This is a genomic window from Paenibacillus sp. Cedars (genome assembly GCF_003184205.1).
GTDB classification, from domain to species: Bacteria; Bacillota; Bacilli; order Paenibacillales; family Paenibacillaceae; genus Paenibacillus_AQ; species Paenibacillus_AQ glucanolyticus.
Genome location: NZ_CP020866.1, coordinates 4,213,717 through 4,228,149, shown reverse-complemented (window position 1 = coordinate 4,228,149; position 14,433 = coordinate 4,213,717). Strand labels below are relative to the sequence as shown.

Here is a 14,433-nt window from a genome sequence, read left to right as displayed (position 1 = left end):
GAAATGAGATGGGGAAAAAGTATACCATTGGCGTCGATTACGGGACGCAGTCCGGACGTGCGGTATTGGTTAATCTGGCAGACGGGCAGGAAGTCGCGGATCATGTTACGCCATATCGGCATCATGTCATCGATGAGTTTTTGCCGGGTTCCAGACAGAAACTTGAGTATGACTGGGCGCTTCAGCATCCGGGGGATTATCTGGAGGTTCTGAAGGTCTCCGTGCCTACTGTCATTGAACAATCCGGTATTGATCCGGCGGATGTGATTGGCATCGGCATTGATTTTACGGCATGCACGATGCTGCCGGTTGACGAGCTTGGCGAGCCGCTCTGCTTCCACCCGGAGCTGGCGGATCAGCCGCACAGCTGGGTGAAGCTGTGGAAGCATCATGCCGCGCAGCCCGAAGCTGACAAGATCAACGCCATTGCCGCTGAGCGCGGAGAATCCTTTTTGCCGCGTTACGGCGGGAAGATCTCCTCCGAGTGGATGATGGCTAAGGTATGGCAAATTCTCGATGAAGCGCCGGCTATATATGAACGTGCGGATATGTTTCTGGAAGCGACGGATTGGGTCATTTCCCAAATGACTGGCAATATGGTCCGAAACAGCTGTACGGCTGGTTACAAGGCGATATGGCATAAGCAGGATGGATACCCAAGCAAGGCCTACTTTAAAGCACTGGATCCGAGATTGGAGAATCTGGCGGAAACCAAGCTCCGGGGCGAGGTCAGACCCCTTGGGAGCCGAGCGGGTGGACTTACAGAAACCATGGCCGAGGTGATGGGTTTAACCCCCGGTATCGCTGTTGCAGTGGGCAACGTTGACGCTCATGCGGCGGTTCCGGCTGTCGGTGTGGTTACTCCAGGCAAGCTGGTCATGGCGATGGGAACGTCGATCTGTCATATGATCCTCGGTACCGAAGAGAAGCGGGTTGAGGGGATGTGCGGGGTCGTGGAAGACGGCATTATCCCGGGATTGTACGGTTATGAAGCGGGACAATCGGCCGTCGGCGATATTTTTGAATGGTACGTTGAGGAAGCGCTTCCCGCGTATGTAACAGAAGCTGCGGCTGCAGACGGAATCGGCATTCACCAGTGGCTGGAGCGGGAAGCGGCTGCCTACAAGCCGGGCCAAACCGGTCTGCTCGCGCTGGACTGGTGGAATGGCAACCGTTCGGTGCTGGTGGATACAGACCTGACCGGGCTGATATTAGGGATGACTCTGCTGACGAAGCCGCAGGAAATCTACCGTGCCTTGCTGGAAGCAACGGCGTTTGGTACACGCAAAATCGTGGACGCCTTTCACGAGAATGGCGTGCCGGTGGACGTCCTCTATGCCTGCGGCGGACTGCCGCAGAAGAACCACCTTTTAATGCAAATCTATGCCGATGTCACCAACCGTGAAATTGTGGTGGCCGACTCCAAGCAGACACCGGCGCTCGGGGCTGCCATGTTTGCCGCTGTCGCTGCGGGTCAGGCACAGGGCGGATATGATTCGATTATCGATGCTGCCGCGAAGATGGCTCGGGTGAAGGAAGAAACCTTTAAACCGATTCCGGAGCATGTGGAAGTGTACGAGCAGCTGTATCGGGAGTACAGCAAGCTGCATGATTATTTTGGACGGGGCGAAAATGACGTGATGAAACGGCTGAAGCGGATTAAGCAGTCGGCTGAATAAACCATAGGCAGGTAGAAACAGCTGGAAGGGTTGAGCGTGGGATACCGGGGATGGCTATCGGGTTATAGCTTCGCAAGGTCAGCTCTGCTGTCAGGATGGGAATAGATCGAGAGAAATTGGCAAGGATCATACATGGATAGAATGAAGGGGAGGAACTGCATGACGGAATCTCTGAACTACGCAAAACGTTTGATGAGTCAGATGAAGGAAGTCCAGCCAACGTTCCGTGGTCTTGATGATATGGCGCTTGAGCGGGGAGTTATTCTTGATGTGCCTCTGTATCTGATTCGGCAGGGTCTTCAGTCACCGGTCTTGGTAGCGGATACGAACACATATGAAGCTGCCGGACAAACGTTGATGAACTGCCTGGAAGCAGCAGGTGTGAATTCCCGGCTGTGTCTGATCAAGCCCGATGAGCAAGGAGACGTTGTGGCGGATGAACGCTCGCTGATGCAGCTGCTTATTGAAGTGGAGCCGGAGCGGACAGGATGCCTGATCGCTGTGGGATCTGGCACGATTCATGATATTACCCGCTTTGTAGCTCACCGGACCGGCAAGCCGTTCATTTCGGTACCTACGGCTCCTTCTGTGGATGGTTTTACTTCAGCAGGCGCGCCGATTGTAGTCCGGGGAATCAAGCAGACCTTTGCGGCTACGGCTCCCCTCGCCATATTCGCTGACCTGGATATACTTGTTAAGGCACCCCAGCCGCTGGTTGCCGCCGGTTTTGGCGATATGCTTGGCAAATATACATCGCTGCTGGATTGGAAATTCTCTTCTACCACGGCAGGCGAGCCCTATGATGAAGGAGTGGCCGCCATTACAGAACAGGCGCTGGAGGTTTGCGTCAAGCATGTGCAGGCCATCGGCGATCGCACGGAGGAAGGCATCCGCATTCTGATGACGGCCTTGATTGAATCCGGCATCGCGATGCTGCTGTTCGGACAGTCCCATCCCGCCTCAGGGGCGGAGCATCATCTGTCCCATTATTGGGAGATGGCGTATTTGCGCCTGGGCAAGCGCGCGCTCCTTCATGGTGCCAAGGTGGGGGTGGCTTGCAGCGAGATTTCAAGCCTTTATCATGATGCGGCAGATCACGGAGTTTATCCGTATGCCGAGCCTACAGATTGGGAGCAGTACCGAACGTCAGTTCAGGAATGGCTGCGAAAGGTTCCTGCGAAGGAAGAGCTTGCTATCTTACTGCAGCAGGCTGGAGGACCTTCAAGCCTCCAGAAGCTTGGAATCGATGAGGAGCTGTTTCATCAGAGCTTGAAGGAGGCGCACGCGCTCCGTGACCGCCATACTATTTTAAGGGCTTTAAATGAGGCAAAAGTTGGGGCAAATCGATAGGGAGATAACATGATAGTGGATGATTAACTGGTGACTACAGGTACTGAAATTAACTGGACTGAATATAACTTGGAAATGGGATTGGCTGTTCGTTTGCATTTTGTGCGAGGTGCGTACAGTTCCCTGTGCGTGTGTGTTCATGGTGCACATTGCTCCCTGCATGCACGGCTCCCTGCATGTACGGTTCCCTGTACGTACAGTGTGAATTGGTGCAGACGGGGCTCCCTGCGCGTGGTGATGCAACTTCCCACTGCGCACGGTGCGTGGTCAAGGGCAGGCTCGATGCTGGCGACCATATATGAGAGATCGTTTGTTTGGTTAATGAGGTGGGGCGTCCAAAAGATCTGAATTCTAGTGGATGCCCCTTTTTGTTCTGTTTAGACGCTCTTATACTATCATACAGTTACTCTCGTGGTTGTTCGACTTGAGTTTTGTATGACTCGAGGCAGTTTGACATGTGGTTGTTCGAATTGAGGCAGTTCGACTTGTGATCGATGACTTGTGGTTGATGACTTGTGGTTGCTCCTCCTATAGGTGTTCTATCCCTCCTGTGTTCCTCAACTGTTCCTTCAGTAACTATTCCTTATGCCACTTTTCCTTCAGTTATGTTCCCTCCAGTGTTGTTCATCCTGTGGCTGTCTTTCTGTGACTGTTCCTCTAGTCATACTCCTTATTTTACTGTTCTACCTGTCACTGTTTGCACCATATTATCCTCCTCCAGAAAGTCATAGACCGATGAAGGCGGCTCGATCGCTCGCGTGCTGTTCAAGGATCCTTGTTAGCTCTGCTCTTTGCGTTCTTTTTGCATCCCCCGGCGCGTTAACGGACTCCATTGCTCTTATTCTCCGTAATCGACTCCAATTTGGAGTTTAACGGACTCAGGAGTCCTTATTATCACAAAATCAGTTTGATTTCCGGCAATTTCTACAGAATAACGTCTTTCGTGTCCGTTAGTTTTCTACATAACGCCATTTGGCGTGAATAACGGATTCTCAGTCCGTTAGCCCTGGGAAATCCACGAGTTGCAGCAGAGTTAGCCGCCCTCGCCAGAGGTCAGCCACCTACAGCAGATGCCACCGCCCTCGTCAGAGGTCAGCAATCTGCAGTAGTGGCAATCTCCCTCGCCAGAGGTCAGCCACCTACAGCAGATGCCACCGCCCTCGTCAGAGGCCGGCAATCTGCAGCAGAGTCCACCGCCCTCGCCAGAGGTCAGCCACCTACAGCAGAGTCCACCGCTCTCGCCAGAGGCCGGCCACCCTCGGCAGAAAAACAGCTGGAGCAGGGTTTCCCTGCATCCAGCTGTTTTGTTCATATGTCCGATGTTGAGTAGAAGCTGCCTACGCAGAACTTCCCCATCATGTACCCTTACTCTTCCTTCACATCATACAGCACACGCGCCAGCAGGTCCTGGCTGTAGTTGCCGAAATGTTTGCCGTAAATGGTTAAGCCGCGCTTGTTGACCGATCGTTCGTTGACAGCAACCCGGAAGGTGAGCTCGCTCTTGTAATCCAGTTGAATCTGGTCCAGGCCTACGTCCGAAATGCGGCATCCATCGATGAAGCTGCCTTCCTTGTTGATCCGGATCAGCTTCAGCATGCCGTACTGGTTCAAATGGGGCGGCCACCATTCGGGATTGAAGGTGCCGCGTTTGTCGCCGAAATCACCGGGACTTGTCCAGCTGCCAATCTCGATGCCGTTGACATAAAAGAAAATATCCGATGGATAGTTATCGCAATATCCCGGAGCCTCAGAACCGAGCTCCAACGAGAATTGGATCTCGCGGAATGACTGGTTCGACTTCAAATAATTCGGAATCCGGTATTCCAGGAAACCTTCGGTAAGCCAGATGATTTCCGAATGAATCCGCTCTGGATCTGCGAAATAGCGTGGATCGTCAAAATCCCCGATGATACTGTCCTTGGTGGCTAATCCACAGGTCGGAATGACTTGGTAGTCGCTGTAATGCCCAACCTGAATCTCCACCTCGTACAAATTATCAATGTCCTTGCTGCGAAGATCAACCATCAGTGTGTCTTTATTCAAGTAACAAATCTTCTGTATGCCGTGCTTCCCGCCTGTGGTGTTGATCTCGATCAGACCGCTCTCCTCCAATTTCTTGATATGCATGGTGATGGCACCGTTGCTGAGGTTCAGCCTATTTGCCAGATCGTTCAGGTTCAAGCTTTGGTTCTTGGCCAGCAGCTCCAGAATTTGAATGCGAATTTCGGAGCTAAGGGCTTTAAAGATATCAAGCCCGCTCATTAAATCTTTAATGTAGATCATTTTATCTCGAACCTTCTTCCGATTAAGGGATTAAATAACGATGTGTACAGGGAATGATGTTTATTTCAAATAATTATAAATCAACACCAGCGCGAAATAAAGATGTGTTCCAAATCTTCGAGAATCTTGTGAAGAAAAAGATCATTTTGATAGCAGACACTTCTTTTATTTGAGGTTTATATCAAGATAAAAAGCATGGATATCAACAAAATAAGCGAATTTCGACAAAAATAAACTAAATTCTCTACTGAAAATTCATTTATTATTTATTTATATAAATCATTTTATATTTGTATATTTACATAGCACTCCTCATATGATATTTTATATCTGAAAACGAATTCATTCAGGTTTATTTAAAATGTTTCATAATTATTTTAACGGAAGGTGAAGGACTTGGCAGCTGAGAAAATGAAGGCACGGATGATCGTGGATAAGTCGTTTCGAATCGCGCAAGTTGATAACCGCATTTATGGTTCATTCATTGAGCACCTTGGTCGTGCTGTGTATGGAGGGATTTACGAGCCCGGTCATGAGACGGCGGATGCAGGGGGCTTTCGAAGTGACGTGAAGGAATTGATTAAGGAACTGAATGTCCCCATTATCAGGTACCCCGGCGGGAACTTTGTCTCCGGTTACAACTGGGAGGATGGAGTAGGACCCGTGACCGAGCGGCCGAAACGGCTGGAGCTTGCCTGGCGGACGCTGGAACCGAACGAGGTAGGCACGAACGAGTTTATTTCCTGGGCCAAGGAGGTTGGCTCGGAGGTCATGATGGCTGTGAATTTGGGCACCCGGGGTATTGATGCCGCCAGAAATTTGCTGGAGTACACGAACCATCCTGGAGGTACATATTGGAGCGATCTGCGCCGCAGTCACGGCTATAAACAGCCCCACAAGATCAAAACGTGGTGCCTTGGCAACGAGATGGACGGACCATGGCAGATTGGACACAAAACCTCTGCGGAATATGGCAGGCTTGCACTGGAGACGGCAAAAGCGATGCGGCTGGTTGATCCCTCGATTGAACTGGTTTCGTGCGGCAGCTCAAGCACCGGCATGCCAACATTCCCTGAATGGGAAGCCGCAACGCTGGATCATACGTATGAGGCGGTGGACTACATATCCCTGCATCAGTATTACGGTAACCGCGACAACGATACGGCCAATTACCTGGCGCTTACGCTGGATATGGATCACTTTATCCATACGGTCAAGTCCACTTGCGACTATATCAAGGCCAAGAAACGCAGCAAAAAGACGATGTACCTCAGCTTCGATGAATGGAATGTTTGGTATCATTCCAACGATGCAGACAGGCAGATCGATCCTTGGAGCGTGGCTCCGCCTCAGCTGGAGGATGTGTACAATTTCGAGGACGCCATTCTGGTGGGCAGCATGCTCATTACGTTCCTGCGTCATGCAGATCGGGTGAAGATGGCTTGTCTGGCGCAGCTCGTGAACGTGATTGCTCCGATCATGACAGAGAATGGGGGACGCGCCTGGAAGCAGACGATATTTTATCCATATCTTCACGTTTCGAAGTATGGCCGGGGTGTATCGCTGCTGCCGATCGTCGACTCGCCGAAGTATGATTCCAAGGACTTTACCGATGTTCCGTACCTGGATAGTGCGGTTGTTCATAACGAAGCCGACGAAGAGATTACGATCTTTGCCGTGAACCGTCATCTGGAGGAAGCATTGGACCTCGAATGCGATGTGCGCAGCTTTGAAGGATACCGGCTTATCGAGCATATCGTAATGGAGCATGACGACCTCAAGGCCGTGAATACCGCGTCGGAGGAGACGGTAAAACCCCACAACCGGGGAGAAGCCAATCTTGACAGCGGACATGTGACGGCACGACTTGCCAAGGCATCCTGGAATGTTATTCGTTTGAAAAAGGCCTGAGTTAACTTATGGAGCGGTCCCAAGGGCTGCTCCATCTCTCAAAATCATATCAAATTACACACAATATGAAAGCGCTTTCTATTCAGCAGGATACAGAAGTACTGAAGAGCTGAAGTATTGAAGAACTAAAGTATTGAAGATCTGAAGACTGAAGAACTGAAGGCTGAAGTACTGTTTTCGAGTGTAGAGGATATAGGAATGAAAATTGAGGGAGGTCCCGTATGATGAGGAAAAAATGGATAATGGTGCTTATGGTGTTAGGCATGACGCTGTTCCTGTGGGGATGCGGTAAAGCGAACAATACAGGGGGAGAAACCTCGGTTCTGGACGGAGGGGCGGGAGAACGCGCCACGGAGCTTTCCTATTGGACATTCGTTGAGCTGCACGGACAGCATTTTGAGAAGATGCTGGGCAAATGGAACGCCGAGAATCCGGATCGCCAGATTAAGCTGAACGTGACGGTCATGCCATATGACGACATGCACAATAAACTATCCATCGCGGTTCAGTCCGGCACGGGTGCCCCTGATATTGCCGATATCGAGTTAGGCAAATTCCCGGATTTTCTAGCTGGAACTCCGCAGCTGGAAGCGCTCAATGACGTTATTGATCCATACCGAGATACCATCGTCAAATCCCGGATTGATCTTTACAGCAAGGATGGCGTGAATTACGGCGTCCCAACTCATGTTGGAGCCTCCGTGGCCTTCTATAATACCGAAATCCTGGAGGAGGCTGGTGTTAACTATCAGGATATCGTGACCTGGGAGGACTTCAAGCAGGCCGGCATCCAGGTCTATGAAAAAACCGGCAAATATATGGGAACGGCGGATACAAGTGCAGCCTGGCAGGCATCCATGCTGTTGGCGCAGCAAGGGGCCGACCTCACCGACGATTCTGGCAATCCGGTCGTGAATTCGGAGCCCATGATCAAGGCTATGACACTGCTCAAGGATCTGCAGGACAGCAATGCCATTGCGACTATCGCCGGTGGTCAGCCTGATACGGAAGAGGCTTATGGGGAGTTTAATGCAGGGAATTATGCTACCGCCTTCATGCCGCTGTGGCAAATGTCCAGATACACCAACTACATGTCCGATTTATCAGGAAAAATAGCGATCGCACCGATCCCGGTAATTGAAGAAGGCATGCCAAGATCCGTTGGCGGCGGCGGAACCGGTACCGTTGTTACCAAGACCGCAAAGGATGTTCAACTGGCGAAAGACTTCCTGGCGTTTGCCAAATTGTCGCTGGATGCCAACAAAGAGATATGGAACACGCTTGGGTTTGATCCGGTCAATATGGATGTCTGGGATATGAAGGATGTCACGCACAACCCTGAGAATCAGTTTGTCCAATATTTTGTGAACAACCCGTTTGATGTTCTGAATGAGATCCGGGATGAAATCCGGTTAATCAAATCGACCTCCGCTTCGCCCACCATCAACAACGTGCTGTGCACAACGACATTTAATGAGATTTTTGAGGATGGCAAGGACATTACAGAAGCTTTGAACGATGCCCAGAAGCAAATCGAACAGGAATTAAAATGATTCCGGCTCATCGGTAACCATAACGAAGGGCTGCTCATACGATGGGCGGCTCTTATCAAAGGAGTAAAGTGATGATTAAAAAATTTCTGTACTCTCAAAAGGTTGCTCCTTATGTTTTTGTGCTGCCGTTTATTCTGGTTTTCCTTGTGTTCTGGGTACTTCCGTTAGGCAGCTCATTTGGCATGAGCTTTCAGAAGATCCAGCTGGGTCAGGAAGCTGATTGGATCGGCTTGGCTAATTACGAGAAGCTGATGGGGGACGGCATTTTTCTGAAGGCGGTCATGAACAGTGCGATTTACATGCTGCTGACACTCCTTATTCTGATTCCGTTTCCGATGCTGTTTGCCGTGCTGATCAACAACAAGTTTATGTGGGGAAGAGAGTTTTTCAAATCGTCTTTTTTCTTCCCGGCACTGACGTCGGTTGTTGTGGCGGGTACTATCTTCCGGCTGATGTTTGGAGAGATGGAAGGGTCGCTCATCAACAGCATATTGGGCTGGTTCGGGGTGGATCCGGTGAAGTTTCTGAAGGGACAGGTTACCGGCTTCATTGCTTTGGTGGCTCTGGCCACATGGCGGTGGACGGGGGTTAATATGCTGTATTTTTTATCCGGACTCAAGAACATCCCGGATGACTATTATGAGGCGGCATCCATCGACGGGGCTTCGGCCTTTCAGAAGTTTACCAAAATCACGATGCCATTATTGAAACCGACCACGATTTATGTATTAACGATCAGCATTTATGCAGGGCTGGCTATGTTTATTGAGAGTATGATGCTGTGGAACGGCAACAATTCTCCCAAAAATATCGGCCTTACGATTGTCGGTTACCTGTACCGTCAAGGCATCGAGAAGAACAATCTGGGGTATGCGGCCGCTGTGGGGATTGTGCTTCTGGCCATTACCATGATCATTAATCTGACGCAGCTGAAACTCTCAGGAATGTTCAAGAAGGAGGATTGAGGATGAGAAGAGAAACACTGATCAAAGTGATCCTCTTGATTTTGTTCTCCGCACTGTGTTTTCTGATCCTGGTACCCTTTTACGCCGTTACCATCGCGTCCTTTAAGCCCGGTGAGGACTTGATTCGTTATGGCCTGAATTTAAAATTCGATCTGTCGGTAATGAACCTGGACAATTTCACGTATCTGTTTACAGGGAATCATTCTTATTTTATGTGGTTTTTCAACTCCTTGCTGCTTACGGTGGTACAGGTTACATTAACTTTGCTGGTGAGCGCAACCGTTGCGTATGGTTTTGCAGCTTATGATTTCATCGGCAAGAATTTCCTGTTTATATGCGTGCTGCTCATCATGATGGTTCCTTTTGAAATTCTTCTTCTTCCACTGTATTCGCTGATTTACAATCTCGGCCTTATGAACTCATACTCGGCCATTGTGCTGCCGGGGATTGCAAGCGCGGCTACGATCTTCTTCTTCAGGCAGTATTTAAGAGGGATTCCAAAAGAAATGATTGCGGCAGGGCGGGTGGACGGTGCTACGGAATACGGGATCTATGTGCGGTTGATCCTGCCGGTGATGAAGCCATCCTTCGCAGCCATGGCGATCCTGAACGGGATGAACAGCTGGAACAACTTCCTGTGGCCGTTCATGGTACTCAGCGATGACAGCAAATATACCCTTCCGATTGGCTTGAAGACACTGCTGACCCCTTACGGGAACAACTATGATTTGTTGATTGTGGGCTCTTTTTTCTCGATTATTCCGATCTTCATCTTGTTTATGGGCTTCCAGAAGTATTTTATCGACGGGATGACGGCCGGAGCAGTGAAAGGCTAGAACACGTCTGTAGGCGAGGTGCGCGTGCCTTGCGGCGAGTCCATCAAATCCATTATGATACAAGGAAACCTTTCGTATGATGAATTGATTTGATGAATGAGGTGAAATAGTTTGCATCCTGTAACAAGGGCACTGTTATGGATAGGGGGCGCCCTGATCGTGATTGGGCTGCTATGGCCTGTCATTGGCCGATTTGTCGGCAGGCTGCCAGGCGACATCGTTGTGGATAAGCCCAATGTCAAAATCTATTTTCCGATTGTAACCTGCTTAGTCATCAGCGTGGTGGGCTCCTTGATTTTGTTTCTGATCCAGCAGTTTCGCAAATAACGAAATTCATAAGAAAAACGTCTATCGACGTATTTTCTCAGAAGACTGACCGCGGTTAGGGGATGTTTTTCTTGTGATATCAGGAAGGCCTAAACTTCGGAGTTTACACTCTCTGATATCTAAAAAAACAGGCCGGCTAGGGCAAACCCTAAGCCGGCCTGTTTCCATGGAAGAGAGAACACTTACTTCTGAATGATGGTAATCTCCGCATTCGGATCAAGGCTTCTCACGATCGCTTTTAGTCTGGGCATCTCCAGAATATGAACCCGGTAGACAAGCCGGGAGGATTTTAATGAGTTGTTCTCAAATCCTGTATCTTCATTCAAACTCTCCGTTTGGGGTTCATATCCCATGATGGCTTTCATACTGTGTTTGATCTCTGCTTCACTCGTACTATCAATCCGAACCTCCCGTTTAAGCGGAAGACGGGAGGTCGTAATGCGACCCGTCTCCAGCGCCATCAGGCATGCGATGGCAGAATACATCGCATGTTCCCAGCCAAGCAGCAGCCCTGCCAATGTCAGTACCATGATATTGATAAAGATATGGTTGTGGGGCAGCTTCAACCGGGTCAGCAGATGGGATAGCTGCTGCGGCATCTTGGGTAATTGAAGGGTATCGAGGACAACCCCGTAACGAAGGCAGATCCCGATGCCAAGCCCAAGGAAAATGCCGCCAATGCCTGCACTCCCGATCTTGCTGTCCAGTAGAGCAGGCATCGGGAAGAACAGGATCGAGCATATGGAAAAGGTCAGCAGCCCGATCGTTGCCGCAATGGCTTTTTCCCGATTGGACTTGTAATAAACAAGCAGGAGCAAAGGTAAATTGAGTGCAAATAGAAACATGCCTGTATGAAGCCCTGTCAGATGCGAAGCGAGTGCTGAAATTCCTGTCACACCGCCTGCAATGATTCCGCTAGGTACAAGAAACAGATCTAAGCCGAACGCCGCAATCAGTCCTCCGATGGCAGCCATGATCAATCTTCTGGGTGTACTTGCCTTGCTTGCGGCGTCTTGTGCACCGTTCGTGACACGAACCGGGACTTGAACCATAGGCAATGTACCCTCCTTTATCCGCCAAGACTTTCATCCTTTAGCTTCGGTTTAACCGGTTTCTTCTCCTTATGGTCTTTAAATTTAAATATTTTGTTCAAGAAGTTGTATACATGCTTGGATTCCTTGGTCAGCAATGGTCCGAGTATGGCAAGAATGAGCACATACAAGGCTGCAAACGGTTGAATGAAGGCAGCTAGCCCGCCGGCTTTACCCATATTGGCGAGAATAATGGAAAATTCCCCGCGGGAGACAATCGTCAGACCGATATTGGAGGACGCTTTGGAAGACAATCCGGCACTGCGTCCGGCAAGCATACCTGCAATAAAGTTACCCAACAGCGTGATGACAACGGCGATCAACGATAACCATACAGCTCCACCAAGCTCGGATGGTACGATCGTTAAACCGAAGCTAAAGAAGAATATAGCGCCAAAGAAATCGCGGAATGGCAAAATCAAATGCTCAATCCGTTCACGATGCTCTGTCTCTGCCAGGACAAGCCCGACAAGCAGTGCACCGATGGCTTCCGCAACATGAATCGTTTCAGCGAAGCCTGCCAGCAGGAACAATGCGGCAAAAACAACCAGTGCAAATAATTCGTTAGACCGTATATTCAGCGCCCGATTCAGAAGCGGCACGGCTTTTCGGCCCAGAATAATGACAAGCAGCATAAACCCGAGTGCAATAACCGCAGATATCAATACTCCACCCAGCGAAGAAGATCCGCTTAATACGAGACCGGACAGAATAGAGATATATACGGCCAGGAATACATCCTCAAACATGATAATCCCGAGTATCATTTCGGTCTCCGGATTAGCTGTCCTTCTCAAGTCAACGAGCACCTTGGCTACGATAGCACTTGATGAAATTGTGGTTATTCCTGCAACAATCAGTGTTTCCGCCACCGGAAATCCGGAAAAAATTCCGATCATAAGTCCAAGTGTAAAGTTAATGGCAATATAGATGCTCCCACCGACAACGATGGATTTGCCTGATTTGATTAACCGGCCGACAGAGAATTCCAGGCCGAGGTAGAACAGAAGAAACAGTACGCCGATCCGCCCCATGAAATCAATGAGCGGAGCACTTTCTATAAAACGAAAATCAAATGATCCAAAATGAAATGCGTGGGGCCCTACCGCCATCCCTACAAGAATATAGAAAGGGACGACGGAAAACCGGAGTTTAGCTGATAGCAACCCCGCCAGGGCGATCAACGCAATCGCCAGTCCGACTTCTAAAACCAAATGATCCATTCATCAACCACGTCCGTTCATCAAGATTTGTTTAAATAGCCGCTGTTGTTGACGTTCGCCAACGACGACAAGCGTCGAATCTGGCGTGATAATAACGTCAGGCCCGGGATTGATATGTTTGCTGTTTTTGTGAACTGCCGCAATGATGGTTGCACCTGAAGCTTGACGTACGCCCAGATCACCAATGGATTTGCCTGCCCCATAGTAGTGGGGCTCGATGCGGTACCACTCAATAATCAATTCGTCCAGCGCCATATCGATTGTTTCTAGCGCCTTGGGTTTATAGGTCAGACCGCCAACGATGGCGGCAATTTGACGAGCCTCATCATCATCCAGGGAGATCATGGAGATGCTTTCTTCCGGATCGTCATATTCATAATGGTACATTTCACGGCGACCGTCGTCATGAATGATGATGACCAGCTTATCACCACCACGGGTATCGATTACAAATTTTTTGCCAATTCCGGGTAAATCCGTTTCGCGAACATGCATAGGTTAAAATCCTCCTAAGAAAATACACTTTTAGTTATGGGTAGACCAACGTCACACGGATATCCAAATTACGAGTAGCCAAATAAAACAATCCATTCATGATGTTCTGCACAGTCTTATATAAACCTAAGTGCATAGGTCAATCAGCACAGGCTCGTTGTGTTGCTGCATGAGTGATGAAAAATTGGCGAATTTAAGAAACCGCAGTCAGTTTGAATGCGAAAGGGAGGAATAACTAAACGAATATGGATGTGTATTTAATGGGGAATAATAATAAAAGCCGGAGCCGAAGTGGAATAATCGGCCGATAGGGCAGACGTGTTCTGGGAGCCTGCTGCAGAAGGACGGCCGAAAACATTAAGAACAATGGCAAGGAGTTGCCAGCTGCCTTAAGTTTGGAGAGAATTTGAGAGTGTTTCAGAACAGCCGCTTTCAGATGAAGGTCGTTCTTGTAGACGTACCGATCATCTTCAATTTCGTTGCTGTAATACTCTTGGACGGGAATGTAAAGAGCAAATGCCGTAACCAAAACAAGTATCAGCATCCATACGACTCTTGCTGTTTTTAAGAAACGGTTCACAGTTACTCCCCCCTTCGTCCCAAGCTTCTATGTTAATCATAACATAAAAATAATCGTTCTCAAAATGAGAACGATAAATAATTTTCAAACACTTTTACAGATCGATTATATTTTTTACATTATATTGAAGCTTGTCTAAT

At 49.2% G+C, this 14,433-nt stretch carries 12 protein-coding genes; 7 read left to right on the top strand and 5 right to left on the bottom strand.

Annotated features, from left to right (window positions below; translation table 11 throughout):
- Nucleotides 1-8: 8 nt before the first annotated feature.
- Nucleotides 9-1,679: a ribulokinase gene (locus tag B9D94_RS21235; protein WP_148247936.1), complete on the top strand. Its 1,671-nt coding sequence runs from the start codon at nt 9-11 to the stop codon at nt 1,677-1,679.
- Between the two features lie 159 nt (nt 1,680-1,838).
- Nucleotides 1,839-3,029, top strand: coding sequence for a sn-glycerol-1-phosphate dehydrogenase (locus B9D94_RS21230; RefSeq protein WP_148247935.1), 1,191 nt, complete (start codon nt 1,839-1,841; stop codon nt 3,027-3,029).
- Between the two features lie 1,365 nt (nt 3,030-4,394).
- Here the strand turns inward: B9D94_RS21230 and B9D94_RS21225 are convergent.
- Nucleotides 4,395-5,312, bottom strand: coding sequence for an ArsR/SmtB family transcription factor (locus B9D94_RS21225; protein WP_006208915.1), 918 nt, complete (start codon nt 5,310-5,312; stop codon nt 4,395-4,397).
- A 411-nt stretch (nt 5,313-5,723) separates the two neighbouring features.
- Between B9D94_RS21225 and B9D94_RS21220 the strand changes: the two genes are divergently transcribed.
- The 5 genes from B9D94_RS21220 to B9D94_RS21200 all read left to right on the top strand — a co-directional run bounded on the left by B9D94_RS21220 (nt 5,724) and on the right by B9D94_RS21200 (nt 10,904).
- Nucleotides 5,724-7,223, top strand: coding sequence for an arabinosylfuranosidase ArfA (locus B9D94_RS21220; protein ID WP_148248837.1), 1,500 nt, complete (start codon nt 5,724-5,726; stop codon nt 7,221-7,223).
- 224 nt (nt 7,224-7,447) lie between these two features.
- Nucleotides 7,448-8,776 carry an ABC transporter substrate-binding protein gene (locus tag B9D94_RS21215; RefSeq protein ID WP_148248836.1) on the top strand — a complete coding sequence of 443 codons (1,329 nt, stop codon included), beginning with the start codon at nt 7,448-7,450 and terminating at the stop codon, nt 8,774-8,776.
- Between the two features lie 71 nt (nt 8,777-8,847).
- Nucleotides 8,848-9,741 carry a carbohydrate ABC transporter permease gene (locus B9D94_RS21210; RefSeq protein WP_006208918.1) on the top strand — a complete coding sequence of 298 codons (894 nt, stop codon included), beginning with the start codon at nt 8,848-8,850 and terminating at the stop codon, nt 9,739-9,741.
- A gap of 2 nt (nt 9,742-9,743) precedes the next feature.
- Nucleotides 9,744-10,577: a carbohydrate ABC transporter permease gene (locus B9D94_RS21205; protein WP_006208919.1), complete on the top strand. Its 834-nt coding sequence runs from the start codon at nt 9,744-9,746 to the stop codon at nt 10,575-10,577.
- 111 nt (nt 10,578-10,688) lie between these two features.
- On the top strand, nt 10,689-10,904 hold the full coding sequence (locus B9D94_RS21200; protein WP_006208920.1) for a DUF2905 domain-containing protein: 216 nt from the start codon (nt 10,689-10,691) through the stop codon (nt 10,902-10,904).
- A gap of 182 nt (nt 10,905-11,086) precedes the next feature.
- Here B9D94_RS21200 and B9D94_RS21195 read toward each other — a convergent pair whose 3' ends face one another.
- The 4 genes from B9D94_RS21195 to B9D94_RS21180 all read right to left on the bottom strand — a co-directional run bounded on the left by B9D94_RS21195 (nt 11,087) and on the right by B9D94_RS21180 (nt 14,293).
- Nucleotides 11,087-11,956 (bottom strand): YitT family protein, encoded by an 870-nt coding sequence (locus B9D94_RS21195; RefSeq protein WP_148247934.1) that lies wholly within the window; start codon nt 11,954-11,956, stop codon nt 11,087-11,089.
- Between the two features lie 17 nt (nt 11,957-11,973).
- Complete coding sequence (locus B9D94_RS21190) at nt 11,974-13,218, bottom strand: cation:proton antiporter (RefSeq protein ID WP_006208922.1); 1,245 nt, start codon at nt 13,216-13,218, stop codon at nt 11,974-11,976.
- 3 nt (nt 13,219-13,221) lie between these two features.
- Nucleotides 13,222-13,713, bottom strand: coding sequence for a cation:proton antiporter regulatory subunit (locus B9D94_RS21185; protein WP_006208923.1), 492 nt, complete (start codon nt 13,711-13,713; stop codon nt 13,222-13,224).
- Nucleotides 13,714-13,948: 235 nt separating this feature from the next.
- Nucleotides 13,949-14,293 (bottom strand): hypothetical protein, encoded by a 345-nt coding sequence (locus B9D94_RS21180; RefSeq protein ID WP_148247933.1) that lies wholly within the window; start codon nt 14,291-14,293, stop codon nt 13,949-13,951.
- Nucleotides 14,294-14,433: the final 140 nt, after the last annotated feature.

Bases quoted from the DNA above. Each gene is read 5' to 3' on its own strand.
- B9D94_RS21235 (WP_148247936.1), top strand. From the start codon at position 9: ATGGGGAAAAAGTATACCATTGGCGTCGATTACGGGACGCAGTCCGGA.
- B9D94_RS21230 (WP_148247935.1), top strand. From the start codon at position 1,839: ATGACGGAATCTCTGAACTACGCAAAACGTTTGATGAGTCAGATGAAG.
- B9D94_RS21225 (WP_006208915.1), bottom strand. From the start codon at position 5,312: ATGATCTACATTAAAGATTTAATGAGCGGGCTTGATATCTTTAAAGCC.
- B9D94_RS21220 (WP_148248837.1), top strand. From the start codon at position 5,724: ATGAAGGCACGGATGATCGTGGATAAGTCGTTTCGAATCGCGCAAGTT.
- B9D94_RS21215 (WP_148248836.1), top strand. From the start codon at position 7,448: ATGAGGAAAAAATGGATAATGGTGCTTATGGTGTTAGGCATGACGCTG.
- B9D94_RS21210 (WP_006208918.1), top strand. From the start codon at position 8,848: ATGATTAAAAAATTTCTGTACTCTCAAAAGGTTGCTCCTTATGTTTTT.
- B9D94_RS21205 (WP_006208919.1), top strand. From the start codon at position 9,744: ATGAGAAGAGAAACACTGATCAAAGTGATCCTCTTGATTTTGTTCTCC.
- B9D94_RS21195 (WP_148247934.1), bottom strand. From the start codon at position 11,956: ATGGTTCAAGTCCCGGTTCGTGTCACGAACGGTGCACAAGACGCCGCA.
- B9D94_RS21190 (WP_006208922.1), bottom strand. From the start codon at position 13,218: ATGGATCATTTGGTTTTAGAAGTCGGACTGGCGATTGCGTTGATCGCC.
- B9D94_RS21185 (WP_006208923.1), bottom strand. From the start codon at position 13,713: ATGCATGTTCGCGAAACGGATTTACCCGGAATTGGCAAAAAATTTGTA.